21 protein-coding genes are annotated in these 26794 nt (G+C 52.2%); 19 read left to right on the forward strand and 2 right to left on the reverse strand.

Annotated elements, in window-relative coordinates; all coding sequences use genetic code 11:
- On the forward strand, positions 1-464 hold a 464-nt coding region (locus L6H70_RS21495; protein ID WP_236336183.1), incomplete at its 5' end, for an IS3 family transposase.
- Positions 465-1109: 645 nt separating this feature from the next.
- Here L6H70_RS21495 and L6H70_RS21500 read toward each other — a convergent pair.
- Positions 1110-3173, reverse strand: a complete 2064-nt coding sequence (locus L6H70_RS21500; protein ID WP_236336185.1) for a methyl-accepting chemotaxis protein — start codon at positions 3171-3173, stop codon at positions 1110-1112.
- A gap of 290 nt (positions 3174-3463) precedes the next feature.
- Here L6H70_RS21500 and L6H70_RS28750 point away from each other — a divergent pair, with 290 nt between their 5' ends.
- The 17 genes from L6H70_RS28750 (at position 3464) to L6H70_RS21585 (ending at position 23240) form a co-directional block, all read left to right on the forward strand.
- The gene (locus L6H70_RS28750; RefSeq protein WP_279306784.1) at positions 3464-4306 is read left to right on the forward strand and encodes a methyl-accepting chemotaxis protein; all 843 of its coding nucleotides are present in this window, start codon (positions 3464-3466) and stop codon (positions 4304-4306) included.
- 172 nt (positions 4307-4478) lie between these two features.
- Positions 4479-5561 carry an outer membrane lipoprotein-sorting protein gene (locus L6H70_RS21510; protein ID WP_236336187.1) on the forward strand — a complete coding sequence of 361 codons (1083 nt, stop codon included), beginning with the start codon at positions 4479-4481 and terminating at the stop codon, positions 5559-5561.
- Between the two features lie 223 nt (positions 5562-5784).
- Positions 5785-6966, forward strand: a complete 1182-nt coding sequence (gene alr / locus L6H70_RS21515; protein ID WP_236336189.1) for an alanine racemase — start codon at positions 5785-5787, stop codon at positions 6964-6966.
- Positions 6967-7177: 211 nt separating this feature from the next.
- Positions 7178-7459 carry a CopG family ribbon-helix-helix protein gene (locus tag L6H70_RS21520; RefSeq protein ID WP_054941953.1) on the forward strand — a complete coding sequence of 94 codons (282 nt, stop codon included), beginning with the start codon at positions 7178-7180 and terminating at the stop codon, positions 7457-7459.
- A gap of 3 nt (positions 7460-7462) precedes the next feature.
- On the forward strand, positions 7463-7813 hold the full coding sequence (locus L6H70_RS21525) for a type II toxin-antitoxin system PemK/MazF family toxin (protein WP_042124727.1): 351 nt from the start codon (positions 7463-7465) through the stop codon (positions 7811-7813).
- Positions 7814-8019: 206 nt separating this feature from the next.
- On the forward strand, positions 8020-8577 hold the full coding sequence (locus L6H70_RS21530; protein WP_236336190.1) for a TetR/AcrR family transcriptional regulator: 558 nt from the start codon (positions 8020-8022) through the stop codon (positions 8575-8577).
- A 203-nt stretch (positions 8578-8780) separates the two neighbouring features.
- On the forward strand, positions 8781-9986 hold the full coding sequence (locus L6H70_RS21535; RefSeq protein ID WP_236336191.1) for an MFS transporter: 1206 nt from the start codon (positions 8781-8783) through the stop codon (positions 9984-9986).
- A 97-nt stretch (positions 9987-10083) separates the two neighbouring features.
- The gene (locus tag L6H70_RS21540; protein WP_423802869.1) at positions 10084-12336 is read left to right on the forward strand and encodes a Tex family protein; all 2253 of its coding nucleotides are present in this window, start codon (positions 10084-10086) and stop codon (positions 12334-12336) included.
- A gap of 331 nt (positions 12337-12667) precedes the next feature.
- A complete protein-coding gene (locus tag L6H70_RS21545) occupies positions 12668-14464 on the forward strand; it encodes a sensor histidine kinase (RefSeq protein ID WP_236336192.1) in 1797 nt (598 codons plus the stop codon).
- Complete coding sequence (locus tag L6H70_RS21550; protein WP_236336193.1) at positions 14457-15725, forward strand: response regulator; 1269 nt, start codon at positions 14457-14459, stop codon at positions 15723-15725. The genes L6H70_RS21545 and L6H70_RS21550 overlap by 8 nt, the downstream gene beginning before the upstream one ends.
- Before the next feature lie 78 nt (positions 15726-15803).
- Positions 15804-16751 (forward strand): carbohydrate ABC transporter permease, encoded by a 948-nt coding sequence (locus L6H70_RS21555; RefSeq protein ID WP_236336194.1) that lies wholly within the window; start codon positions 15804-15806, stop codon positions 16749-16751.
- On the forward strand, positions 16744-17586 hold the full coding sequence (locus tag L6H70_RS21560; protein WP_236336195.1) for a carbohydrate ABC transporter permease: 843 nt from the start codon (positions 16744-16746) through the stop codon (positions 17584-17586). Before L6H70_RS21555 ends, L6H70_RS21560 begins: the two co-directional genes overlap by 8 nt.
- Before the next feature lie 93 nt (positions 17587-17679).
- The gene (locus L6H70_RS21565) at positions 17680-19020 is read left to right on the forward strand and encodes an ABC transporter substrate-binding protein (protein ID WP_236336196.1); all 1341 of its coding nucleotides are present in this window, start codon (positions 17680-17682) and stop codon (positions 19018-19020) included.
- A 43-nt stretch (positions 19021-19063) separates the two neighbouring features.
- Positions 19064-20638: a glycoside hydrolase family 43 protein gene (locus L6H70_RS21570; protein WP_236336198.1), complete on the forward strand. Its 1575-nt coding sequence runs from the start codon at positions 19064-19066 to the stop codon at positions 20636-20638.
- Between the two features lie 119 nt (positions 20639-20757).
- Positions 20758-20904: a lmo0937 family membrane protein gene (locus L6H70_RS21575; RefSeq protein WP_206103480.1), complete on the forward strand. Its 147-nt coding sequence runs from the start codon at positions 20758-20760 to the stop codon at positions 20902-20904.
- Positions 20905-21080: 176 nt separating this feature from the next.
- A complete protein-coding gene (locus tag L6H70_RS21580; RefSeq protein ID WP_236336201.1) occupies positions 21081-22223 on the forward strand; it encodes a glycerate kinase family protein in 1143 nt (380 codons plus the stop codon).
- Positions 22224-22481: 258 nt separating this feature from the next.
- Complete coding sequence (locus L6H70_RS21585) at positions 22482-23240, forward strand: hypothetical protein (protein ID WP_236336203.1); 759 nt, start codon at positions 22482-22484, stop codon at positions 23238-23240.
- 180 nt (positions 23241-23420) lie between these two features.
- Here L6H70_RS21585 and L6H70_RS21590 read toward each other — a convergent pair whose 3' ends face one another.
- Positions 23421-24389 carry an S-layer homology domain-containing protein gene (locus L6H70_RS21590; protein ID WP_236336205.1) on the reverse strand — a complete coding sequence of 323 codons (969 nt, stop codon included), beginning with the start codon at positions 24387-24389 and terminating at the stop codon, positions 23421-23423.
- A gap of 238 nt (positions 24390-24627) precedes the next feature.
- Between L6H70_RS21590 and L6H70_RS21595 the strand changes: the two genes are divergently transcribed.
- Positions 24628-26607, forward strand: a complete 1980-nt coding sequence (locus L6H70_RS21595) for a GTP-binding protein (protein ID WP_236336207.1) — start codon at positions 24628-24630, stop codon at positions 26605-26607.
- Positions 26608-26794 lie beyond the last annotated feature (187 nt).

Here is a 26794-nt window from a genome sequence, read left to right on the forward strand (position 1 = left end):
ATATTCCTTGCCGGGAAGGGCGGATGTATCTCGCCAGCGTACTTGACCTATGCACCCGGGAAATCGTAGGTTGGAGGCTGGGCGACCGTATGACCACCGATCTCGTTTTAGGTGCCCTGGACGACGCCTACAAGGCTAAATGCCCGAAGAAAGACCTCATACACCATTCGGACCGCGGATCACAGTATGCCTCTGCCGACTACCGTGAGCGCTTGGAAACATACCACATGCGGGCCAGTATGAGCCGTAAAGGCAACTGTTACGACAATGCCTGTATTGAATCTTTTCATAGCCTGTTGAAAAAAGAGTTTGTGTACTGTGCCCGATTTAAAACAAAGAAGCAAGCCTATGAAGAAATCTACCAGTACATTGAATTTTTCTATAACCGTAAACGAATCCACGGCGCCTTGGGCTACATATCTCCGGTCCAGTTCGCAGCAAGATTCAAGCGAAAAGCAGCTTAATTTTGTCTTTTGGTGTCCACTTTCTTGACGGAGGTCCATTTTTACCTCTGAATTCGGCGTTTAGCCCTTTTGGAGCGGGAATAGAGGTATTTTTACCTCTGAATCCGGCGTTTAGCCCTTTTGGAGCAGGAACAGAGGTATTTTTACCTCTGATTCCAGCGCTTAGCCCTTTTGGAGCAGGAACAGAGGTATTTTTACCTCTGAATCCGGCGTTTAGCCCTTGTGGAGCGGGAACAAAGGTATTTTTACCTCTGATTCCAGCCTCTGGGTCGTGAAGAATGGAATCAGAGAAGTTGCCTTACAGCGTATAGTGGACAATAGCCGAAGCGTTATATAGCTGGAAATCAGCTTGTTTTCCGTTTTGAAGGCAAGTGTCAGCGCAGGCCAATATCGTGGAAACGGTCGTAATTTCGGGTAGAGCAGCTTGCTGCGTGTGTTATCACAGATTGGACTTGTCCCGCACCCCCGTGTAGGAAGGGACCAGAGTACACGTCCGCGTTTTGTTTTCGGCATGTGTTGCGTTGCGGACCTCATTTCAGTTATTGTCGCCTATTAAAAGGAAATAGAAAAAGAAACCCAAGCGCAATATGGCCTGGGTTTCTTTTGGAATATGGAGAAATGTAATGCCGTGAGAGAAGAGGTTACTTACTCGACGCGGAATTTAGAGGCTGATTCTGCCAGATTTTTAGTAAGCTGGTCAATGGTTTCAACCATCTCGGCCAGTTGCTCAATGGTGGAGGATTGCTCCACCATGGTAGCTGTAACTTCCTCTACGGAAGCAGAAACCTCTTCACCGGTAGCCGAGAGGCTTTGCGCCGAATCGAGAACCTCGTCCTTGTCTTTTTGCATATGAGCAATTTCGTCGGCCATCGATTTAATTTGATCCGTGATGTCCGTGATTTTGTCCAGGATGGTTTGGAAGGCCTCCTGGGTTTGTCCAACGAGCTGATCCTGCCGGGCGGAGATGTTATTAATTACGATTACGCTATCATTATTTTCTGCGACAAAGTTAAGATTTTGTTGAATGATGTCATAGATTTCATTCGATTGCTTCGAGCTCTGCTCAGCGAGCTTCCGGATCTCGGAGGCTACTACAGCAAAACCTCTCCCGTGTTCCCCGGCTCTTGCAGCTTCGATCGATGCATTCAGCGCAAGCAGATTCGTTTGGGCAGCAATTTGATTGATCGCTCCTGTAATATTGCTGATGCTGTTGGAGCTTTCCTGAAGTTTGACTGTGATCGCCGAGATTTTCTGGACCTCTTGTTCATTCTTGTCACTGATCTGAATTAAACCGTCAACGACCTGATTGCTTGTATGGAAGACCTCAATAATTTCCTCAGCTCTTTGTCTGACGGATTGCGCATTATCGTTGATCGCAGCAAACTTCTCACTGAATCCATAGAACTTATCGACGATGTGCTCAGTATCATTGGACTGCAGTTCCATTGCCTGGGCAATACCTGTGGAGGTCACCGATGTTTCATTAATGGAGCGGGCAGTCTGTTTAGAAGTCTTCTCCAGTTCATTGGTGCTTGTGTTGAGCACGGAGATCGAATTATTCATATTGGTAATGAGCTCTTTATTTTGCCGGACCATGGTATTAAAGCTGTCAGCCAAATCCTTGAACTCACTTTTATAGCGGTCATCGGCACTTATGGTCAAGTCTCCGTTTGCCAGCGTTTTGAACAGCGAGGTCAGCTTGATAACAGGTTTGGTAATAGAGCGGGACAAAAGCATACCGAAACCAATGGCAACAAGCAGGGCGACAATCGTTACAATGAAGATTTTCATCAGCATATCCTGAATAGGACGTTTAATATCGGTGTAGGAATCGATTACGGAAATGGTAAGATCGGCCTTTGGAATTTTGTTGATTCTCAGATATTCGCTGGCTAATTCGACGGACTGCGTAACGAGCTCATCCGTTGCCCGGATCGCCAGGAAATCATTCATCCCCGGAGTGCCGGCAAGACTTTGTCCGATCCGGGTAGAGTCGGTGGAGTTATATAGGATAATTCCGCTCCGGCTCAAAATCTCTATTTTACCTTGCCCGTTAATTTTAATGTTGCCCAGTTTATCCAGGAAGAAGCTGCTGTCCACGGTCATGGCCAAGACGCCAATAACCTTGTCATCCAAATCTTTGATCGGCTGGGAGAAGGCAATTAATAATTTATCACTGCTTTTGGATTGGATGGCATCACTGATAAAGGATTGACCTTTGAAGGCTTCCGTGAAATATTCACGATCTGCCCGGGACTGCCCTATGTTGTCTGTGTTTGTTCCCGCAAGAATAGTTCCTTTAGGATCCAAAACAAGTAAGGAACCAATGCTGCTTGTGTTGTTCATGCTCTCCTGAAGAATCCCATTTGCTTTTTCATAGTAGGGATTTTGTGAAGAAAAAAACTCTTGCTCAGACAGCGTTCCTTGTGCCCTAAGATTCAATAGCTGTTTGAAGGTGTTGTGTACTGAAATTACATAAGAGGTCTGCTCCTGCAGCTGCATTGCAGTCCACAGTCCTTCACCTATACGGTCCCCGTTGGCGTTTATTTCATCTTTGCTCTTTCGCAGCAACAGATCTGAGGAGACAAAATATACTGTTACCGATGTCGCCAAGAGCACTACAGCAACTAGCAGGCTTAATAGAATAGGAAGCTTAACCCTCAACGAGATATTGCGTATTTTAATAGATATTTTATTTATTTCCCCCATAGTGTTTATTCTCCTTTAGCTTTATTTAAGAGTACCCTGCAGACAGGCACGCTACATTATCGGTTATGAATTGATAAAATTTTAATGAGAAATCTTTCCAATGTAACCTTCCGGTACTAAGCTGAGACGCTGTTTGTTCTTGCAATCTAGTTATAACAAGTATTTGTGTAAGCAATATGATATAAAAATAAATAAATCTGAAGTCTTTGAGCACTATGTAATATGTAATATAGAGATATTTTTTCCTATGCTATAATGGGCGAAAAATGATGCTGCGGAGGCTGAATGCTTTGAACAACCATAATGAAACAGGTCATGAGCAGTTGCTGGAATCTTTGAAAATATCACTGCCGCTAGTGCAGCGCTTATTTCCTATTGATGTCATGTTCGCCCTGGCGGATGTGGAGAAGTTTATCTACTATCTTCCGGGAGCAGAGCTGGATATCTGCATTCAGGAGGGGATGCCCATCCCGCCAAGCGGAGGAATCCGCAAGGCGCTGGAGACCGGCGAGACGGTTAGTGCCGATATTCCCAAAGAAATCTACGGCTGGCCTTTTAAGTCAACCTCTATGCCGATCCGGAACGGGGAGGGGGCGGTTAGCGGTGTGTTTACCATCGGCATCAGCCTTAGCAATCAGGAAACCTTAAGCGATGCCGCCAACTTACTGTCTGTCACCTCCGAAGAGATCAGCTCGACCTCAGAGGAAATTGCAGGCACGGCTTCTGATCTGGCGAACATTGTAAGTGATCTGAAAGGGCTCGGCCAGACTGTGGTTGAAGAGCTGCATAAGACCGATGAGATTCTGGATTTCATCAAAAAAGTAGCCGACAACTCCAACCTGCTTGGCCTTAACGCGGCCATTGAAGCTGCGCATGCCGCCGAGCACGGCCGGGGCTTTGGCATAGTGGCGCAGGAGATCCGAAAAATGTCCGTTTCCAGTGCCTCATCCGCCAAAGAGATTACCGGTATCCTGGATAGAATTAAGAAGAATATTCATCAGATGGATGCAACGCTGCTGGAGTGTCTGGCACAGAGTGAGCGTCAGGCTGCGGCAACAGAAGAAATTACGGCCTCGATGCAGGAGCTGGCTGCTTCCGCAGCAGAGATTGAGAAGATTGCCCGGCTGATCTAAGAAAAGCGTACCTGAAACCCAAGCCCGCGCCCATCGCGGGCTTTTTTGATCGTCCGGACGGCCGCCTGTGATTATCCTTCCTGCTTGTCATGCCCGTCTGCATAATGCAGGCAAGTCCCTCATAGACATGTACTAATCAATGCTTTTCAAAACAGGTTAAGGGGATGATGTCATGCGCCGGATAACATGGGTACTCGCGATCATTATGAGCGTGGCCCTGGTGCTCGCGGGATGCGGGAAGAAGGATGCCACGTCTGTGGTCAAGGATTTAAATGATGTGTCTGACAAGCTGGAGAGCAAACAGGGTGCCTATCAAGGTTCGGGCACGATGACCCTGTATACCGGTGAACAGCCGCAGGAGTATAAGGTGGAAGTGTGGTACAAGAATCCTTCATATTACCGGATCAGCCTCTCGAATGTGCAGAAGAACGTAACACAGATTGTGCTTCGTAATGATGAAGGGGTGTTCGTGCTCACGCCAAGCCTCGGCAAAAGCTTCCGCTTCCAGAGCGACTGGCCTGACAGTCAAGGCCAAGTTTATCTCTACCAAACGCTACTCCACGGCATCACCGCCGATAACAACCGCCAGCTGACCGAGGATGGAGACAATTATGTGTTCGAAGTAGCGGCGAATTATCAGAGCAGTGCACTGGTGCGTCAGAAGATCTGGCTGGCCAAAAAGACTTATGAGCCTAAGCAGGTGCAGGTCTCCGATTCGGAAGCCAAAGTTGTGGTGGATGTGAAATTCGACAGTTTCAAGTTCGATCCGGAGTTCACAAAGGATTCCTTTGATATGCAAAAGAATATGGCAACCGGTACGCCTTCCGAAAGCACGGTAGCCGAGGTTGACGAAAACGGCAATCCGGTAAACGCACCGGCTGAAGAGGAAGACGCGGGCCAGGTTACCGCTGAGCTTGGCGATTTCGGAGTGATTGAGCCGGATTACATACCGGCAGGCGTTAAGTACAAGGATTATCATAAAATCGAGGGCAGCAATGATCATGCGGTGCTCATCCGTTATGACGGGGATTATCAATATACCATTATGGAAGCCCGTCCGCTGGACCGTGCCGTATCGCTGGCTCCGGGAACCCTGATCGATCTGGGATTCACCGCAGGTGTACTTACGGGTGATGAACAGCAGACCCTGACCTGGATGAACGACGGTGTAGAATTCCGGATTACAAGCGCAAACCTTCCTGTGGACGAAATGATGCAAATTGCCGCTTCTATGGAGGCACAATCGGGTAAGTAATAATCAGTAGGCGGATACTGCGCATTGTGGGAGTCTTTCCTCTACAAGCCGTATCCGCTTTTTCCTTTATTTGGCGAACTCAGGCCCGCTGCGGAATCTGCAAGAAGATAATGCTGCTTACATTGACGCCGCCTTCGATTAGCATTACCATTGGCAGTAAGACCAAGTTCATTGCGGCTATCTGCAATGACGTTTTACTACAATGTAAGAAGGTGACCCTGAAGTGCAAGCAAGCTATCGACCTACAGTTGCCGAGATAAATCTGGATGATCTGCGTGCCAATTATGAGGCTTTCCGTGCGGCGCTGCCGGCGGAGACCAAATTTATGGGATGCGTCAAAGGAAATGCGTATGGCCATGGAGCAGTGGAAGTGACCCGGGAGCTTGAACGGCTGGGAGCGGATTATGTAAGTGTAGCTTTTTTGGATGAGGCATTGGAGCTGCGTCAGGCGGGAATACTACTTCCTATTCTGGTGCTGGGCTACACCTCTCCGGAAGGGATAGCCGTTGCCTGGAAGAACAATATAACCGTGACACTATTCACACCGGAGGTACTGGAGGCGGTAAGGCAGCTTCCTGTAGATCCGGAGCACCGGCTGAAGGTGCACATCAAGATTGACAGCGGGATGGGAAGGCTGGGTCTTTTGCCGGCTGACGCGCCCGGTTTCATCGCTGAAGTGCATGCTGTTGCGCAGGCGGAGCTGGAGGGTATGTTTACCCATTTTGCCAAGGCAGACGAAGAAGACAAAAGCTATACACTGTTGCAGTACCGGCGATTCATGAGCGTGGCGGAAACGCTTCGGGACAACGACATTCATATCCCGATCATACATACGGGCAATAGCGCTACGGCCATTGATACACCTCTCCTATCCATTAACATGGTGCGTGTAGGCATAAGCTTGTACGGATTTTATCCCTCAGCAGAGGTAAACCACGGGCTCGTTGCTTTACACCCGGTAATGACGCTGAAGACGCAGGCGGTATATATCAAGACCCTGCCGCCCGATTGGGGCATCAGCTACGGCACCCGGTACTTCACGGACAGCGAAGAGATCATTGCGACGCTTCCTGTGGGGTACGCAGACGGATATTCCCGCATGCTGACAGGCAAAGCGGAGGTGCTAATACGCGGACGTCGCGTTCCTGTCGTCGGAACAATCTGCATGGACCAGTGTATGGTAACGCTCAAATCTTTCGCTGAAGAAGCGGAACAAATCAAAGCTGGCGAAGAGGTTGTACTCATCGGCCGCCAGGGCGATGCGCTAATTACGGCGGATGAACTGGCGCTCCATTTAGGGACAATTCACTACGAGGTAATCTGTATGCTGGCCCACCGGGTGCCCCGCGTGTATGTACGCGAAGGTGCTGCTTCCAACCTGGTGAACCCCTTGCTGCAGCCTTAATTATGTGACCAAGTGCCTTATGCAGGAAAGTAATCCAAGGATTAAACGTGTAGGCGAGTGTGACTTATGGTCTATACGAACCGCCATTTCTAGTTTATAATGGGATGCAGCATACTTGATATACTGGCGGCATATATTCCTTGTATAAAATTCCTTGTATATTGTAACACTGGAACACAAGGGCAGAAGGTTTGTGGGGGTGGAAGAGAAGTTGGCCAATTTGCAGAACACCAAAAGAATTATGATCAGTTTGCCCGATCATCTCTTGCAGGAAGTGGATGGTATCGCTCAATTGGAGAACTCTAACCGGAGTGAATTGATCAGGCAGGCTATGAAGCTGTATTTAACGGAACGGAAGAAACGCACGATCCGGGAGTCGATGCAGCGGGGCTACATGGAAATGGCTAAGATCAATTTGACAATGGCAAGCGAGGCCTTTCTCGCTGAGGAAGATGCAGACAGTACTCTTGGCCGCTTAGTAAGCGGGGTGTAGATATTGATCGTTAAACGCGGCGACGTTTTTTTTGCCGACCTTTCGCCGGTAGTAGGTTCTGAACAAGGCGGAGTAAGGCCGGTACTGGTCATACAGAACGATATTGGCAACCGATTCAGCCCGACGGTCATTGTGGCGGCGATTACCGCCCAGATCCAGAAGGCCAAACTGCCGACGCATGTGGAAATTGATGCGGCTGCTCATGGCTTTGATCGGGATTCCGTCATTTTGCTGGAGCAGGTACGGACGATTGACAAACAACGCTTAACCGATAAGATCACCCATCTGGACGATGAAACAATGAAAAAGGTGGATGATTCGCTGCAAATCAGCCTGGGCCTGATCGATTTCTGATCGGACTAGGAATTAATAATCGTAATGGAGACGCACTGCTTAGGCAGTGCGTCTTTTTAGATATACAGTCCGCAGCTAAGAGATAGGATCAACACTTTTTGATATACGCACCAGCTTTATGCTACAATTAGACCGGATGGTCGGTTTAGAAGGGGGTTATCAGCATAAAAGGACGTTCGGATGGAGAAGAAACGAAGAAACGGATTGTGCAGCAGGCTGCGCGGCTGTTTGTGCAGAAGGGGTATGCGGCTGTTACCATGAATGAGGTCTGCACTGCAGCTAAAGTAAGCAAAGGGAGCCTGTATCACCATTTTCCCAGCAAGGATGAGCTGTTTCTGTATGTGGTTGAAGACGATACGGAGCAGTGGCTCTCGGAGTGGGAAGAGATACGAAGCAGACTCAGCGGGGTTGAAGAGCGCCTTTATGCGCTCGGTGAGCATTACGCGAATGATTTTCAGAATCCGCTGATCCGCGGACTTGAGGAATATGCAAGGTCCCGTACCCATTCAGATGAGATTTATGAGCGGCTCTCACAGTTATACGAATCCGGGGCATCAGCCTGCCGCAATCTGCTCAAGGAAGGCATGGACTCGGGCTATTTGATTCAGAAGGATCTGGATCATTATGTGGTCATTGTCAGCGGTATGCTGGAGGGGATCGGCAGAGTCAGTGAAATTACAGCACCCTCGGAGGGACCGGCGGAGATTAAAAAGTATTACCGGGATGCCATAAGCCTGCTACTGCAGGGAATCCGTGCCAAATAGGGTATTGGGAAGCGTACAGCAAGCGGTCCGTTATAACGAAAAAGTTAGATTGGTATTTTCATGTCTGTAATTAGACCGGATGGTCGGTCTTTTATTTCGGGTGAGATTTTTTTGAAGCGATAGGAATGGCATCTGGCGGATAAGCGGATATTGAACATGGGAAAATTTTTTTGCATAACTGAATGTGTTACGGAGGGAATACAATGTCACTACTGTTAAGAAACCGCGGCGCGATGCTGATGCTGATGATTAGTATATTTTTGACCTTTACCGGGATTGGACTGGTTGTTCCGATTCTGCCTACTTACATGAATGAGCTGCATATCGGGGGCAGTGTCGTCGGAATGCTGGTGGCTGCATTTTCGCTGACCCAGCTGATCGTCTCGCCGCTTGCAGGCAGACTGTCTGACCGGATGGGCCGTAAACGGATTATTGTCCTGGGACTGATTGTTTTTGCGTTCTCTGAGCTGGCGTTTGGGGTAGCCCATCAGCCGTGGATGCTGTTTGTGGCCCGGATGCTCGGGGGCATCGGAGCGGCGATGATTATGCCTGCAGTTATGGCTTATGTGGCGGATACCACTTCCATGGATGAACGGGCCAAAGGCATGGGACTGATTAACGCAGCCATAACTACAGGGTTTATTATCGGACCGGGAATCGGCGGCTATCTGGCCGAGTTCGGCATCCGGGTACCGTTCTTTGCGGCTGCTGTAGCGGCGGCTTTTGTAGCTATTTTAACGTTTATTTTACTGCCGGAGTCACGTGCTGCTGCGGTTCATGACCCTGCTTCTGCACAGCAAAAGAGTGAGAGTCTTGTAGCCCAATTGCTGCGTTCTTACCGTGAACCGTATTTTATCGGACTGATTATTGTGTTCGTCATGTCCTTCGGCCTCGCGAATTATGAAACGGTGTTTGGACTGTTCGTTGATCGTAAATTCGGCTTCACACCTAAGGATATCGCATTTGTACTGACCTTTGGCTCAATTGCGGGTGCTGTAGTTCAGCTCACTGTCTTTAGCTGGATTCTGAACCGTTTTGGTGAAAACCGGGTGATCTCTGTCTGCCTGCTGGCTTCGGGGGTGTTCATTCTGCTGACCCTGTTTGTCCATGGGTATTTTGCAATTATGGCCGTGACGTTCATCGTGTTCCTCGCCATGGACATTCTGCGCCCGGCTGTCGGCACCCAGCTGTCCAAAATGGCCGGTGAGTCGCAGCAGGGCTTTGTGATGGGCATGAACTCTGCCTATACGAGTCTCGGCAACATTGCCGGTCCGGTTGTTGCTGGAATCCTGTTCGATCTGGACATTAATTATCCGTACGGTGCAGCTGCACTTGTGCTGGTTCTGTGCTTCCTGATGTCATTAAGCACCGGTAAGCGGATGGCCCGGCGCACTATGCAGGCGAAATAACCATTTGGCCGGGTGGTGTGGTAATGCAGTATCCGGCTAACTTTGGTACAGCGGCAATCTGTGATACTATTTTATATAGAGAATTTATGATCCTAGCATGTTTACGGAAAGAGGGATACTATTGGCAGCAGAGAATACGAATGCCGGTAATCTGCAGGAGGATGCGGCTATCCGGCAGGAACAGGAACTGATACTCGCGGCTATTGCCAAGGAGCTGAGCATCAGCCTGAGACAGGTGCGGACGACGGTAGGGCTTTTGGATGAAGGGAACACGATTCCATTTATTGCCCGGTACCGCAAAGAAATGACCGGTGAGCTCGATGAAAACGCACTGCGTGATATTGAGGAACGGCTGGGCTACCTTCGTAATTTGGGTGACCGCAAGAAGGATGTTATCCGCAGCATTGAGGAGCAGGGCAAGCTGACACCGGAGCTGCATCAGCAGATTATGAAGGCGGTCAAGCTGCAGGAAGTAGAGGATCTGTATCGTCCGTTCAAGCAGAAGCGTAAGACAAGAGCAAGTGTGGCTAAGGAGAAAGGGCTGGAGCCGCTGGCGGATTGGGTAATGGAACAGCGCCGGCAGGGTTCTCCGCTCGAAGAGGCCGCTAAATATATAGATGCAGACAAAGGTGTGGAGAGTGCCGAGCTGGCACTGCAGGGCGCGATGGACATTATCGCCGAGAACATTGCCGATGATCCGGCAATCCGCGCATGGGTCCGCCAGTATACGGCTAGCCAGGGGATTCTGGTCTCCGAGGCCAAGGATGCTGCGCAGGAAAGTGTATATGAGAACTATTATAGTTACCGTGAACCGGTACATAAAATGCCGCCGCACCGTATTCTCGCGATTAACCGCGGAGAACGGGAGGGTGTGCTGAAGGTTGGCATTGAGGTCGTCCCGGACAAGATTCATGCCTTCATCACGCGCAAGCTGATCAAGGGGCCGTCCCCGGTCAAGGAGCTGCTGGAAGCTGTAACGGAGGATTCCTATAAACGGCTGATTGCCCCGTCGGTAGAGCGTGAGGTGCGCGGGGAAATGACTGAGAAGGGGGAAACGCAGGCGATTTCGATCTTCTCCGGCAATCTGCGCAGCCTGCTGCTCCAGCCGCCGGTCAGAGGCCGCAACGTGCTCGGCGTGGACCCGGCTTACCGCACCGGCTGCAAGCTGGCCGTGGTGGATGACACCGGCAAGCTGCTGGAGGTGGCGGTGACCTATCCGACGCCGCCGAACAACAAGAAGAAGGAGGCGGCGGCCAAGTTCAAGGAGCTGATTGCCAAATACGGCATCCAGCTGATCGTCATCGGCAACGGCACCGGCTCGCGGGAGACGGAGCAGTTCACCGCCGAGGTCATCGCCGAGATCGGTGATCCGGAACTGGCGTACCTGATCGTTAACGAAGCGGGTGCCAGCGTCTATTCCGCCTCCAAGCTCGCGCAGGAGGAGTTCCCGGATCTGGATGTGGCCGAGCGCAGCGCCGCATCGATTGCCCGCCGCGTGCAGGACCCGCTGGCGGAGCTGGTGAAGATCGACCCGAAGGCGATCGGGGTCGGGCAGTACCAGCATGACGTCTCCCAGAAGCATCTGGAGGAGAGTCTTAAGGCTGTCGTGGAATCAGCCGTTAACCATGTCGGCGTTGATGTGAACACGGCTTCGCCGTCTCTGCTCTCTTATGTAGCGGGAGTCAACTCGACCATCGCCAAAAATATCGTGAAGTTCCGCGAGGAGAACGGCAAGTTCACGACCCGCAAGCAGCTGCAGAAGGTGCCGCGCCTCGGCGCGAAATCCTACGAGCAGTGCATCGGCTTCCTGCGTATCCCCGAAGGGGATAACACGCTGGACCGGACGCCGATCCATCCGGAGTCTTATCCGGTGGTGGACCGGCTGTTCCGCGAGCTGGGGCTGGACGTTGCGAAGCTCGGCAGCAAGGAGGTCGCGGCACAGCTCGAAGCGCAGGATGCCGCCGAGCTGGCCGTGAAGCTGGATGTCGGCGTGCCTACGCTGCGCGACATCCTGGAGAGCCTGCAGCGTCCGGGCCGCGATCCGCGTGAGGAGCTCCCGCTGCCGATCTTCCGCACCGATGTGCTGAAGATCGAGGACCTGGTTCCCGGCATGGAAATGCAGGGAACCGTCCGCAACGTTATCGATTTCGGCGCCTTCGTCGACATCGGCATCAAGAACGACGGGCTGGTGCATATTTCCCAGCTCAGCGGCAGCTTCGTCAAGCATCCGATGGACGTTGTCTCCGTTGGAGACAATGTTACCGTCTGGGTGCTTGGCGTGGACCTCAAGAAAGGCCGGGTCAGCCTGACCATGCGCCAGCCGCGTGAGGTTGCCGGAAGCGTGAAATAGATAGAACTGCACCGGGCAAAGGTTAAGTGTGAAGAGAAATTGAACAGCCAGAAATAGGCTGATACAGAGGATGTTCCATTAGCCGGTAACGACGGCTGGGGACATCCTTTTGTTTTTTTTCGGTATGTCACGCTGTTAAATAATTGATCTTGAATGATAGCGGCTGTTGCTGGAGTTTTCAGTGAACGGCCGTTTTTTAATAGATCTTTCCGTCTGACCAGACCTCATTCTTTTCTGAATCCGGGTGACAAGTTCTGTTTCTATTTGTCGATTTCTATGCTAGACTCAGATTTTATTAAAGCCCTTACATGCTAAGAAAGAGGAAGAGGCCATGAAACGTTATTTCCTGGATAAGCCTATTCAGACCAAGCTGCTGATTACCTTTTTGCCGGTAATGATTCTGTCCGTAATTGCGACAGGTACATTCTCGTACTGGTCCGCCAGCGATCAGCTCCGCAAAAACTCACTGTACTCCTTGGCGGATACGACCTATCAGACCGCATTATTTCTTAACGACAAGTTTCTGACCGTGTTTGAACAGCTCGTTAATCTGGAGGATACTACTTCCCTTCGCAATTTGCTGTCTGTGAACGATCAGGGGGACACACCTCAGAAATTCAACGACATCATTGAGCTGCATAATCGTCTTGAAAGCGTATACCATTCTTATAATGCCATGGTTGATTCTATATATGTCGCATTCAACAACGGACGCACTTTCAACCTGCAGCAGGAGTACGTACCCCGGAGTGTCTCCATTGACCTTCCAGCCTGGCAGAAGCGTTATAACGATTCGGATAAAGGCTACTATTGGCTAAACAGCCACAAGGATCTCATATTCGATACGGTAGAAGACAGGCGGGTACTCAGTAGCTTCAAAATGATCGGTACTCCGACATCCACCTCAAGCGGAATTGTAATCATCAATTTGCGCGAAAGCTATTTTCTGGAAATTATGCAAAATGTACAGATCAGTCCGAACGGCGCGTTGGCTCTAATCAGCCCGGATGGTGAGCTGTTCTCCAAAAACCTGAAAGAAAATTATGAAGTAAAGTCGGGTACGATTGCCGAACTGCGGAAGCGCGCGGGCGGAAACGGCAGCCTCAGGGTGGACAGCGCGGCAGGCCAGAAACTGGATATAGCCTATCAGACGCTGCCGTTGAACGGATGGGTTCTGGCGGCAATCGTCCCGGAGAAGGATATTCTTGCAGGGGCAGCGCGCATCCAGTGGATTGTACTGGCTGTCACCCTAGTGATCCTGGTGCTAGTCGCGGTGGCCGCAATGGTGGCAGCACGCAATCTGAGCAACCCGATCCGCTATTTGTCCAAGCAGGTGAAACGCTTTGAACGGGGGGATTTCAGCGTCAGCTTCGAAATAGACCAGCGCAATGAGATTGGCGTACTGGCCAGCGGGCTTACCCGGCTTGCCGATTCCGTCGAACTGCTGCTGAGCGAGGTGCGTGAGGAGCAAGAGCAGAAGCGCAAGGCCGAGATGCGGGCGCTTCAGGCGCAGATTCAGCCGCATTTTCTATACAACACGCTTGGTTCGATTAAGCATTTAATTGATTTAGAGGAGCGGGAACGCGCCTCCGTTATGGTCGGGGCGCTAACCCGGTATTTCCGCATCGGCATCAGCAAAGGCCGTGAACTCATTACAGTCGCGGAAGAGATTGAGCATGTGCGCAGTTACCTGATGATTCTAAACATCCGTTACAATCAGGATTTCGATTATACCATCGATGTGGATGAGGAGCTGCTGCCGCTGCGTATCCCGAAGCTTACCCTGCAGCCTATAGTGGAGAATGCTGTCTACCACGGGATTAAGAATAAGCGGGGCAAAGGGCTGGTTACGATTACCGGATATACGGACGGGGATACCGCTGTGCTGGAGACTTACGACAACGGTCAAGGTATCACGCCTGAACGGCTTGTGCAGCTGCGTACCTTACTGCAGGCAGACAGCACGGGCGAACAGGCGCTGACCTTCGGGCTCTGGAACGCCCACCGCCGGCTTACACTGCAGTTCGGGCCAAGCTTCGGCCTTACTCTCGACAGCGGGGAAATGAAGTTTACCCGGGTAACCGTTCGGATGCCGCGGGAGCAGAAGAAGGAGGATTATCATGATTAAACTGCTTATTGTAGATGACGATATGTGGATACGGGAAGGGTTGCGGCGCAACATACGCTGGGAACAGGCCGGAATTGAGGTGGCCGGTACTGCTGCCGACGGCGAGGAAGCGCTGGAATTAATAAAAGAACTGCATCCGGATCTGGTGCTGACCGATATTCAGATGCCGTTTCTGGATGGACTGCAGCTTGCGGAACGGATCAATGAGGAATATGCCGGGACGAAGGTCGTTTTCCTGACAGGATATGATGATTTCTCGTATGCCAAGCAGGCATTGCGGCTGCAAGCATCGGACTATATTTTGAAATATGAGGACAACGAAGTAATCCTGAATGCAGCAGCAGCAGCGGCCAGTGCCCTGCTGGCGGAGAAGAGGGAAGCCGACAAGAGCCGGAAGAGCCAGACCCTGATTCAGAACAAGTTCTTTGCAGAACTGCTGGAAGGCTGCGCTAATCCGGAATGGGCGCGGCGGGAGATGAATCACCTCGGTATCGCCGCACCGGAAGCCTGTTATCAGGTTGCGGTGATTCAGCCGGAAGATAATCGCCGCTTTGCCCGTCCGGGAGCAGGGGATAATGCAGAACTGCTGCTTTTCTCCATCCACAACATATGCTCTGAGCTGCAGTCGGAGGAGTTTCCTTATCGGTATCCCGCAGTCTATAACAACAGGGTCAACCTGCTCTTTAACCTGCCTGGCTCTGAAGAAGATGACGGAGCAGGGGAACGGTTAATGGTGCACCTGGAGGAGATCCGCAGAACACTGGAGGAATGTCTGAAGCTTGAGGTCAGCATTGGTCTGGGCGGCCGCCGGATAGGGATAGAGCACATCTCAGCTTCCTACGGCGAGGCGCTGGGCGCCGCGCAATTGAAGCCGATCATCGGCAGGGCAGGTGTTTTCGTCAGTGGAGAAATCCGCCATTCTCAGAATTCGCATCACTCTCTGCTAAAGGAGATGGAGCAGTACATCCGGCAGCATTTTCATGAAGAGGAGCTTAACCTGACCGCCATCGCCGCCCATGTTCATATTTCTCCGGCATATGCAAGTACGCTCTTCAAGAAATATAAAGGCATGAATTTCAGCGAATACCTCGTTCAGCTGCGTATGGACAAAGCGGCGGAACTGCTGTCCGCCACAGATTGTAAATCCTATGAGGTGTCGGAACAGGTGGGCTACCGCAACCCCCAATACTTCAGCGTGCTGTTCAAAAAGTATTTTGGCAAATCGCCTTCCGAATACCGCAAGGACCGGCAGCAATGTTAAAGAAAAGAAACAAACTTTGAAAGATCCTTTATTCAGCACGTTTCCGCCTTGATTTAAGATAAGGGTGGAGGTGCTGTTATGGAATTATCCCAATCAACCGGCGGCAAGACGCTAACCGCCAAAACTAAAGCTTCACGCAAAAAAATGGGCGACCGCTGGTTTCCATACCTGTTGATCGCGCCGACAGTTCTGCTGATTGCGGGACTTCTCGTCTTCCCGATCTTCAGGGTCTTTGATCTCAGTGTGCAAAGCTATGATTTCACCCGGCTTCAGGAAGCGGGTTATATCGGACTCGAGAACTTCCGGAATATTTTCACACAGGATGAAATGTTCTACTCTTCTTTAGGGATCACGCTGAAATGGGTGCTGATGGAGGTAATGCTGCAGCTGGTATTCGGACTCATTGTCGCACTGCTGCTGAACCAGGCGTTCCGGATGCGCGGTCTGGTCCGCTCCCTGGTACTCGTTCCCTGGGCGGTGTCAGGGGTACTGACCACCATGCTGTGGTCTCTGATGTTCAACCAGCATATCGGGATATTCAACGATATCCTGCTGAAACTGGGGCTGATTCATGAGCCGATCGCCTGGCTGGCCAATATCCATACCGTGTTTGGTTCCGTAGTTGTTGCCGAGCTGTGGCGGGGTATTCCATTCTTCGCCATTACACTTTTGGCAGCCCTGCAGACCATTCCGCATGAGGTCTATGAATCATGTGAGGTGGACGGGGCGGGGAGCGTTAAGAAGCTCTTTTTTATTACACTTCCTTACCTGAAGGAAAGTATTGTGTTCGCTACACTGCTCCGCGCCATCTGGGAGTTCAATTCAATTGATATGATCTTCACGATGACAAACGGCGGGCCAATGGACATGACCACCACGCTGCCGATTTACATGATGAAGACTTCAATTCTTGAGGGGAACTACGGCTACGGTTCGGCGCTGGGTGTGGTCACCTTCGCATTCCTGATGATCTTTGTCATCCTGTACCTCAGACTCAACCGTTCAGGAGGGATGCAGGATGAATAGCAAAGGGCAACGCAAAGCGCTCTCGAAGCTGCTGCTGTTTTACGTTCCGCTCACTCTTACGCTTCTGTTCGTACTGGTTCCGTTCCTGTGGGCGATTTCCACCTCCCTGAAGCGGGAGGCCGATGTGTTAAGCGGCACTGTCCGGTACATACCGAGTCCGGCCACCTTTGAGAATTTTGTCCAGGTATGGAATGACAACAATTTTTCGCAATATTTCATGAACAGTCTGCTTGTATCGATTCTGTCTGTAATAGTAATTACAGTGCTGTCCGTAATGAACGGGTACGCGATGAGCAGGTTCAAGTTCAGGGGCAAGGGAGCGTTCATGCTGGTTCTTCTGGCTACCCAGATGATGCCGGTCATTCTGTTCGTCATTCCGCTCTTCCTGATCTTCAAAAATCTCGGGATGATTAACACGCCATACGCGCTCATTCTGTTCTACATCGTGCTTCAGGTCCCCTTCAATACGATTCTGATGAGGGGCTTCATCTCCTCGACTCCAAAGGAAATTGATGAGGCGGCAATGGTTGATGGAGCCGGACGGTTCCGGATTATCTTCGCAATTATTATGCCGATTGTGCTGCCGGGAATTGTGGCGACGAGCGCGTTCGCCTTCATCGGGGTGTGGAATGAGTTTCTGGTCGCCTTCTCCTTCATTACGACGCCTGACCGGTTTACCATTCCGATCGGCCTCAAGTTTATGATCGGCGAATTCAGCGTTCAGTACGCTTCGCTGGCGGCCGGCAGCATCATCGGGCTGGTTCCGCCCGTGCTGCTCTTCATGTTCATTCAGCGTTATCTGGTCGAAGGACTGGGAGGCGCGGTTAAAGGCTAGTGTCCGGTATCAAAGGGACGGGCACGGTCTGACTGGCAGCACTGCTCCCGTCCTTTGGATATACAAATGAAATTTACTTGGGAGGTTCACACAATGAAGGGGAAACACACAAGAAAACGGACGGCACTCGCTTCAGCGGCACTGCTGCTGCTGCTTGCCGGCTGCGGCGGGAATAATGGGGGAAACAGCGCAGCGGCAGGGAATAACGGCGCTGACAAAGCTTCCAGCGGGGAGAAAACAAAAATCAGTTTCTGGGCGGCAGCCGTGACTACAGAACGTAATGCCTTTTTTGAAGAGATTGTGAAGCAGTTTGAACAGGAGAATCCGGAGATTGACGTGGATTATCTGGGGGTTCCCGGTGACCTCGCGGCTTATGAGCAAAAGGTCAACGTTGCCATTTCAGCGGACCAGGCGCCGGATATTATGAATGACTTCAAATCCGATCTGCTGGCCAGGGGCGTGCTGGAGCCGCTCGACACCTATTACGAGCAATGGGCGGACAAAGGCCTGATCAACCCTGAGCTCATTGCGAGCAACCGGAAGCTGGATACCAAAGAAGGAAAATTGTATGCGTTACCATACAGCTCGCAAACCTGGAATCTGTGGGTCCGCCCGGATTGGTTCAAGGAAGCCGGACTGGCCCTGCCGGAGACATGGGATCAATTCTTCGACGCTGCCGCCAAGCTGACCGACAAATCGAAAGACCGCTACGGGCTTAGTATCCGCGGTGGCGCAGGCAGCGCCAATACGCTAGAAATGCTGATGTATGCCTATTCGGGCATTACCGATTATTTCACCGCTGACGGGAAAGCAACAATCAATGACCCGCTCAATCTTGAATTTGTGGAGAAATACTTGGGCGCTTACAACGTATATACGCCTGAAGACGATTTGAATAAAGGCTGGAGCGAGCTTGCTGCAACCTTCCAGTCAGGCAAAGCAGGAATCGTTGTGCATAATCTGGGTTCGGCCAGTTCCCATGAGAAAGCCTTCGGAGGGGATTATACTAAGTTCGAAGCTGTGCCGTTTCCGAAGAGCGTGAAAGGCTACCGCGAGCATCCGGGTTTGATGCCGCTGGGGCTGACCATGAGTAAGACTGCAAAGAATAAAGATGCGGTCTGGAAATTCATGACCTTCTACTTATCGCATGACATCAACAGCAAATACGGTAAGCTCTACGGCGAGATTCCCGCCAATACCGAAGCTGCAGGGGATGAGTGGGTGCAGAGCGTTCCTTATATGAAATCTGCCTCGGACCTGCTGAACAATAAGGAGACGAAGTTCTCTGACGTACCATATTACTTGCCGGGGTATGCCAATGTGCAGAAATCGGTTGAACCAATGATCCAGAAGGTCATGGCCAAACAACTGACTGCAAAAGAAATGCTGGATAAATGGGCGTCGTTGCTGGAACAAGAGAAAGCGGCGCAATAAACCGCCGGGCGTTAAGCCGCCCCCGGACGGAAGGAGCAAATCAATGGAGACAATGAGTACGCCGTGGATCCCTGACCTGGGAAACGGCATGTATCAGAACCCGGTGCTGTATGCGGATTATTCCGACCCTGATGTAATCAGGGTCGGGGAAGACTATTATATGACGGCATCGAGCTTCAATCACATGCCTGGGCTTCCAATTCTGCATTCCCGCGATCTGGTGAACTGGACGATTGTCAATCACGCGCTTGACCGACTGGACCTTCCGGGATACGACCAGGTTCAGCACGGCAAAGGTGTATGGGCACCCAGCCTGCGTTACCATGACGGAAAGTTCTGGATCTTCTTTGGTACGCCGGATGAAGGGATTTTCATGACCCATGCCGAGGACCCGCTTGGGAAGTGGTCTGCACCACATCTGGTCAAAGCAGCCAAAGGCTGGATCGACCCTTGCCCTTTCTGGGATGAGGACGGACGTGCATATCTGGTTCATGCTTTTGCGAAGAGCCGCAGCGGCATCAAGCATATCCTTCACCTGAATGAAATGAGTCCGGACGGAAGGGAACTTCTGGATGAAGGCCGCCTGATTATTGACGGCACGGTCAAGCATCCGACACTTGAGGGCCCCAAGATGTACAAGAAGGACGGCTGGTATTATATCCTTGCACCTGCCGGAGGCGTATCGACCGGATGGCAGGTTGCCTTCCGATCCAGAACAATCTACGGTCCCTATGAGGACCAGATTGTGATGAAGCAGGGCGCAACCGCAGTGAACGGCCCCCATCAAGGCGGCTGGGTAGAGACGCCGGAAGGAGAACACTGGTTTCTGCATTTCCAGGACAAGGGCCCTTATGGCCGCATTGTCCATCTGCAGCCAGTGGAATGGCGTGAAGGCTGGCCGGTAATGGGCCAGGCCGCACCCGGGAGCTTGACCGGAGAACCCGTAACCGAGTGGCGGAAGCCGGAGTCAGCGGGGGAATCTGCGCCTGCTGTACCCCAGACCTCGGATGACTTCGCGGAGGGGTTGCCCGGATTGCAGTGGCAGTGGCAGGCCAACCCGCAAGCCGGCTGGCTTGCTACAGGCCGCACAGGCCCGGGGCTCCGCCTACGTTGTACACAGCTGGGTGTAGCTGGCTTATACGACGCGCCCCAGCTGCTAATGCAGAAATTCTCCGCGCCTGAGTTCACTGCAGAGGTGCATGTCACACCACAGTTTCGTACCTTGTCCGATCGGGCCGGCTTGGTGGTGCTGGGACACAAAGCAGTGTACTTGAGCCTATTCCCCGGTGATACCGGCGGCTTATGCCTTGGCCGGTTCGAGAGCCTTCCGGCAGATTCAGGAGATGATGCAGAGGGCACACTAACCGACGGTTTGGTTAATCTTGCTTCGTCGGACTCTGTCTTCTTACGGCTTACAGTCTACAGAGAAGCTGACTGCCGGCTGTCATACAGTCTGAATGGAGAAGATTTCACTGAATTTGGAGCTTCTTTCCGGCTGAAGGAAGGCCAGGGTACATGGGTCGGGGCCAAGTTCGGCTTGTTCGCCGCAGCCGGCAGTTCCGGTAACCCGGTGGAGGAATCCGGGTACGCTGATTTTTCATCGTTCAAAGTCCGTTAAGTATATAGACAGCCCCCTAACAGTATCAAAAGCGGTCTGCTTTCCCGGCAACCGTTTGATTCTCCTTACAGAAGGGTAAGATTAGACAAACAACCCTAAGGAGAAAGGAAGTAAATCTTATGCTATGGGGATTAATCGGACTGGTTATTGTAGCATGGCTGTTAGGCTTTATCTTTAATGTTATGGGCGGTCTTATTCATATTCTGCTCATTGTCGCACTGGTGCTGTTCGTGGTCAACCTGTTCCGGGGACGTTCCCGGAATTAGCAGGTACCTCACAGAATATAAGTTACAGCGGGTTTAACCCGTTAAGAACTACAGTCTCTTGCAAACTAGAGGCTGTAGTTCTTTTTTTACATTAGAAAGTACAATATCATTTACTTAAAGTACAATATCATTTACTTATTGTAGTGTTTTTTATAATCAACCCATGGGGTGAGGAAATGAGAGAAAAAACCTTTGTACTGGCACCGGACTCCTTCAAAGAGAGCATGAGCGCCAAGGAAGTCTGTGTTGCAATGGAAAAAGGGCTGCGGAAGGTGTATCCCGAAGCTGAATATATCCATGTTCCGATGGCGGATGGCGGGGAAGGGACAGTGCAGTCACTTGTGGATGCATCCGGCGGGAAGATATATTCAAAGGAAGTGACGGGACCGCTAGGTCAGCCGGTTACTGCACAGTATGGTATTCTGGGTGACGGCCTGACAGCAGCCATTGAGATGGCATCGGCCAGCGGTATCCAGCTCCTAGACAAGGCGGACCGCAATCCAATGATCACCACCACCTATGGCACCGGCGAATTGATCAAGGAATGTCTCGACTGGGGCATCCGAAGCATCATTATCGGTATCGGCGGCAGCGCGACGAATGACGGAGGCACAGGGATGGCTGAGGCGCTCGGGGCAAAATTCCTTGATGCCGCGGGAGACGAGCTTCCGCGCGGAGGCGGCAGTCTGGGCCGGCTGGCCAGCATAGATATTTCGGCGCTTGATGAGCGGCTGCAGCAGGTTCAGCTGATTGTGGCCTGCGATGTGACGAATCCGCTGTGCGGGCAGCGGGGCGCATCCGTGGTGTTCGGGCCGCAAAAAGGCGCTACGCCTGAGCGGGTCCGGCAGCTTGATGCCAACCTGGCTCACTATGCGGACGTTGTAAAAGAGCAGCTGGGCAAGGACGTCCGCGACCTGCCGGGAGCGGGGGCTGCCGGGGGACTTGGCGCGGGACTTATGATCTTTACACAGGCGGTTCTCCAGCGGGGGATCGAGATTGTGATCGAGTATACCGGGCTGAAGCAAAAGCTGGTGGATGCCGATCTGGTATTCACCGGTGAGGGCGGTATTGACTTCCAGACCAAGTTTGGTAAAACACCTTACGGCGTTGCCTCCGCCGCCAAAGCCAGCGGCAAAAAGGTCATTGCCCTGGCCGGCTACATCGGCGAAGGCATTGATACACTGTATGCTGAAGGCATCGATGCGATCTTCGGCATCGTTCCCGGCGCGGCCGGGCTGGAACAGCTGCTGAAGGACGGTCCGGCCAACATCGAACGGACCTGTGAGAATATCGCCAGAGTGCTAAAGCTGAGCGAATAAGCAAGACAAGAGCACGGTAAAAACGAGGCTGTCTCCCAAGTAGTTTATCTGCGAGAGGGCGGTCTCTTTTGGACTGGGTAAAGGATTACATGTACAATGCCAGCAAACCGTAGGTGAGCTCAAACAACAACTGCAGCAAATTCCGCTTTTGCGGTTAGGCTCCCGAAGCGCTTCAGCCGCTTTGTTGTACATTTTTAGCAACCTTATCCAGATTTAACCGTCTATTAATTATAAGCCATAAAAATAAGGAGGGATTTCATGCACACTGCAAGAACATTAGGCATAGTGGCGCTGACAGCAACGATGCTGGTCCTTGCCGCCTGCAGCAATACTCCTGCAGCGGAACCGGACACTACGGCTACGCCGGTACAGACCGCGCAGCCTCAGATTGAACCTACGTCCAGCCCTGCAGAAAGCACTCCGCCGGCGAGTCAGCCCCCGGCTTCTTCGGCAACATCAGCTACGGCATCCACAGCACCGGCGGAACCTGTAGAACCAGAGGAAGGAATGCCTCCTACGGCGCTGGAATCGGCGAAGACGGTAATGAGGGCACTGAAAAGCGGCAACATGGACACTCTGTCTGACTGGGTGTCCCGTGATAAAGGGTTACGGTTCTCGCCGTATGCTTATGTAGATACCACAAAAGATCTGGTATTTACCCAGGAGGAAATAAAGGACTTGATGAAGGACCCGACCAAGCGGGTGTGGAGAGAATTTGCCGGATCCGGCGACCTCATTAAGTTGACTTTTGCGGAGTATTTCAAGCGGTTTGTGTATGATGCAGACTTTATGAATAAGGCTGAGATTGCCTTGAATAAAGGTCTGGGCCAGGGGACAACGATAAACAACCTTAATGAAGTATATCCCGCAGACCGCTATGATTTTGTTGAATACCATATCAGCGGTCTAGACCCGGCATATGAGGGAATGGACTGGCGCAGCCTGCGGCTGGTCTTTGAGAAGATCGGGCAAGATCATGCGCTTGTGGGTATTATACACGATCAATGGACACCGTAAGAATGGACCAACAGTAAATAGAAGCGGCTGCACCACCCTTTTTGGATAAGGGCGGGCAGCCGCTTTTTGCTGCAAGAGATCGCGGGGAAGGTTCACCATACAATAACGACAATAACGCCACACAGAACAGGCCGCATCTGCCCTTTAATAAGGCAGATACGGCCTGTATATATTCCAGCTTTATTTCGAGCTGTTGGAGGTCGACGAGCGGGTGGCTTCGGTCAACGATTTAGCAACTGCGGTGTAGCCTTCCGGCAGGTAGGTTGTGGCTGATGCGCTGGAAATCACCTGCGGATACATTTTACCGGGTTCAGGCTTTGTAACTTTGAAGTAGATCACAGCCGTCTTATTTTTGCCGAACTCGATCCGCTCGATGGACAGGCCGTAGCCCGGATTCGGCAGATTGCTGACGGTGACGGTAGCTTTATTAACGCCTTCGCCGGCTTTTTCAAGCTTCACGTCTGCTTCGTATTCATAGGCCGGAGCGGGAGTGCTGTTATCCGGAGTAATTACTTCTTTGGCGAATTTCGCTGCATCATAAATCCATACCGCCGCTTCACTGCGGGTGACCGGATCGGTCGGACGGAAGGTATTGTCTTTGCCTAAAGTGACAATATGCGTGTTGACCAGAATCTGCAGGCTGCCCATCTGCTCTGTAGTCAGCTTATCGCCATCAGAAATGTTGGCATACATCATCGTTACCGGGAAATTACCTTTGCTCTGCAGCGCCTGGGTCAGCAGGTGTGCGAACTGGGCGCGGGTAATAGTGCTGTTAGGGTCAACCGTCCGGTCCAGGGATAAGCCGTTCTGCTTGGCCGTTATGAAGGCGGCTGCATACCAGGACTTATCTTTCACTTTGTCAAAGTAGTCGCTTGCTTTGGCCGAGCCGCTAGTCGGGGTCAGCTTCAGGCCGCTGACGATAAACTGGATACCTTGGGCAAAAGTTACTTTTGCCTTTGGTGCAAACATATCACTTGTCACCCCGTTAACAATCCCCTCACTGTGCAATGCATTGATTTTTGCTTCGGCGGCATTGCCCTTCATATCGGAAAAGGCAAAAGCCGATGTTCCCAAAGATACACTTGCTGCCAGGATCCCGCACGCTATCGTTAGTTTTTTAGCGTTCGTCTGGAAGGATAATTTCTTCATTGTGCCTCACCTCTTATACTCATAGATGGCCCAAAGCCGCAAAAGGTTGCAGGCCGCTATAAATTAATTGCAAATTTTAACGGTCAGCCGCGCACATCCTCCAGTTCTTCGCTCCTGTACGTATTATCGCCAATTTTGGATCGGGTCCATTCATTGAACAAAAGCGGGGTTTCGCAGTACACTTAGAAAATGGCAGCGCTATTATATACTTATTAAAGCTCATGACAGGAGAACATAGATGAATCAGCAGCAACGGACAGAACGGATGAATATCGGGATTTTTGCCCATGTCGATGCCGGAAAAACGACTACGACGGAGCATATTTTATATGAGAGCGGACGTATCCGCGCCCTGGGCAGTGTGGACAGCGGAACAGCGGTGACGGATTCAATGGAGGTGGAGCGGCAGCGGGGAATCTCGGTGCGGGCGGCATTGGCCTCCTTTACCTGGCAAGGTGTAGAGGTGAACCTGGTGGATACGCCGGGGCATGTCGATTTTCTGTCTGAGGTGGAGCGGAGCCTGCGGGTAATGGACTGTGCGGTGCTGATTCTGTCGGCGGTTGAAGGGGTGCAGGCGCAGAGCGAGATGATCTGGAATGCGCTGCGCAAGCTGGGGATTCCTACGCTGATTTTCGTGAATAAAATGGACCGGACCGGCGCTGACCCGGAGGCTGTGCTGGCACAGGCGCGCACTTATCTGTCCGGGGACATTATTCCGGTGCAGCAGCCGCTCGGGAAGGAACAGGAATACTCAGGTGCGGCGGATCTATGGGACGCACATGCAGATGCCGCTGCACGGACTGAATTGCTGGAGGCGCTGGCGGAACGGGATGAGGCGCTGCTGGAACTCTACATGTCAGGCGGGGAGCCGGATCTTTCTCATTGGAAAAGAGAGATGCAAGCAGCCTCCGCCGCAGGACGGTTGTTCCCGCTCGTGTACGGTGTGGCCGCCAAAGGTCTGGGAATAACGGAGCTGCTGGACGCCATGATCGACTACTTCCCCCGGGCAGGCGGTGATGCTTCACAGCCGTTGTCCGGCCTCGTGTACAATATTCAGCGGGATAAAAGCATGGGCCGTATGGCCTTCGTCCGCCTCTACCAGGGGACGATCCGCAACCGTGATACGGTAACGAACTACTCCCAGGAGGTTCAGGCCAAAGTCACGCAGATCCGCAAAGTGGAGGGCGGCCGCACGGAGGATGTCGGGTCACTTACAGCTGGCGACATTGCGGTGGTCTACGGCCTGTCTGGCGTGCGTATCGGTGATGTGCTGGGCAGTCCGGATGCTATTCCGCAGGAGGCGAAGCTGGCTGTGCCCCTGCTGACCGTGCGTGTCTTCTGGGGAGCAGACACCGATGACCACAAGGTGATCGGTGCGATGCAGGAGCTGGCGGATGAAGATCCGCAGCTGGGTGCGGAGTGGCTGCCGGAGGAACGCGAGCTGCATATTAAGGTGATGGGGCCGATCCAGCTGGAGGTGCTGGACAGTGTGCTGGAGAGCCGCTATGGCCTGAAGGTTACCTTCGGCCCGCCGTCAGTGATCTATAAAGAAACGCCAAGCGGCAGCGGCGAAGGGTACATCGCCTACCTGATGCCGAAGCCGTGCTGGGCAATTCTGCGCTTCCATATAGAACCGGGTCCGCCGGGTAGCGGCTTGGTATATGAATCGGTTGTGCGCAGCTCCGACCTGCTGCCGCAGTACCAGAACGAGACCGCGCGCCGCGTGCCGGAAGCGCTGCAGCAGGGACTCTACGGCTGGGAGGTCACCGACCTCAAGGTGACACTGGTGGAGGGGAACCACCATGTGTGGCATACCCATCCGCTGGATTTTGCCGTTGCCACGCCGATGGGCATCATGGACGGGCTGAACAGGATCGGCACCCGGCTGCTGGAGCCCATCCTTGCCGTACGCATCGTCGTGCCGGAGGAGAACGCCGGCCGCGTGATGAACGACCTCGTGCAGATGCGCGGCAGCTTTGAGCCGCCCGTCCTGCAGGGGGAGCGGATGATCATCGAGGGCCGGCTGCCGCTGGCTACGTCGCTGGATTATCCGGTGACGCTCAGCTCCTATACGAAGGGGCGGAGCACCTTCACTTCCGTTTTTGCTGCCTACGAGCCATGCCCGCCGGATGTCCATGCCGAGCGCACCCGCCGGGGAGTGAATCCGCTCGATCAGGCGAAGTACATCCTGAGCGTGCGGAAGGCGCTGCAAGGGTAGCCCGCCCCCTGATAGAATAGTGAATAGAGCGTATGCCAATCCGGTGGTGTACGCTCTTTTTTCTGTTTTCCAGTCCCAATACTAATGGTAAAGTTGGAACGTGGCAGCCCCAGCCACCCGGTGCCCCGCCTGGGAATGTACAATGATCAGGATAACTGCTGTGCTTATTATGAGAGAGTGTGGTTAC

The organism is Paenibacillus auburnensis (assembly GCF_927798115.1).
Classification (GTDB): Bacteria; Bacillota; Bacilli; order Paenibacillales; family Paenibacillaceae; genus Paenibacillus_AQ; species Paenibacillus_AQ auburnensis.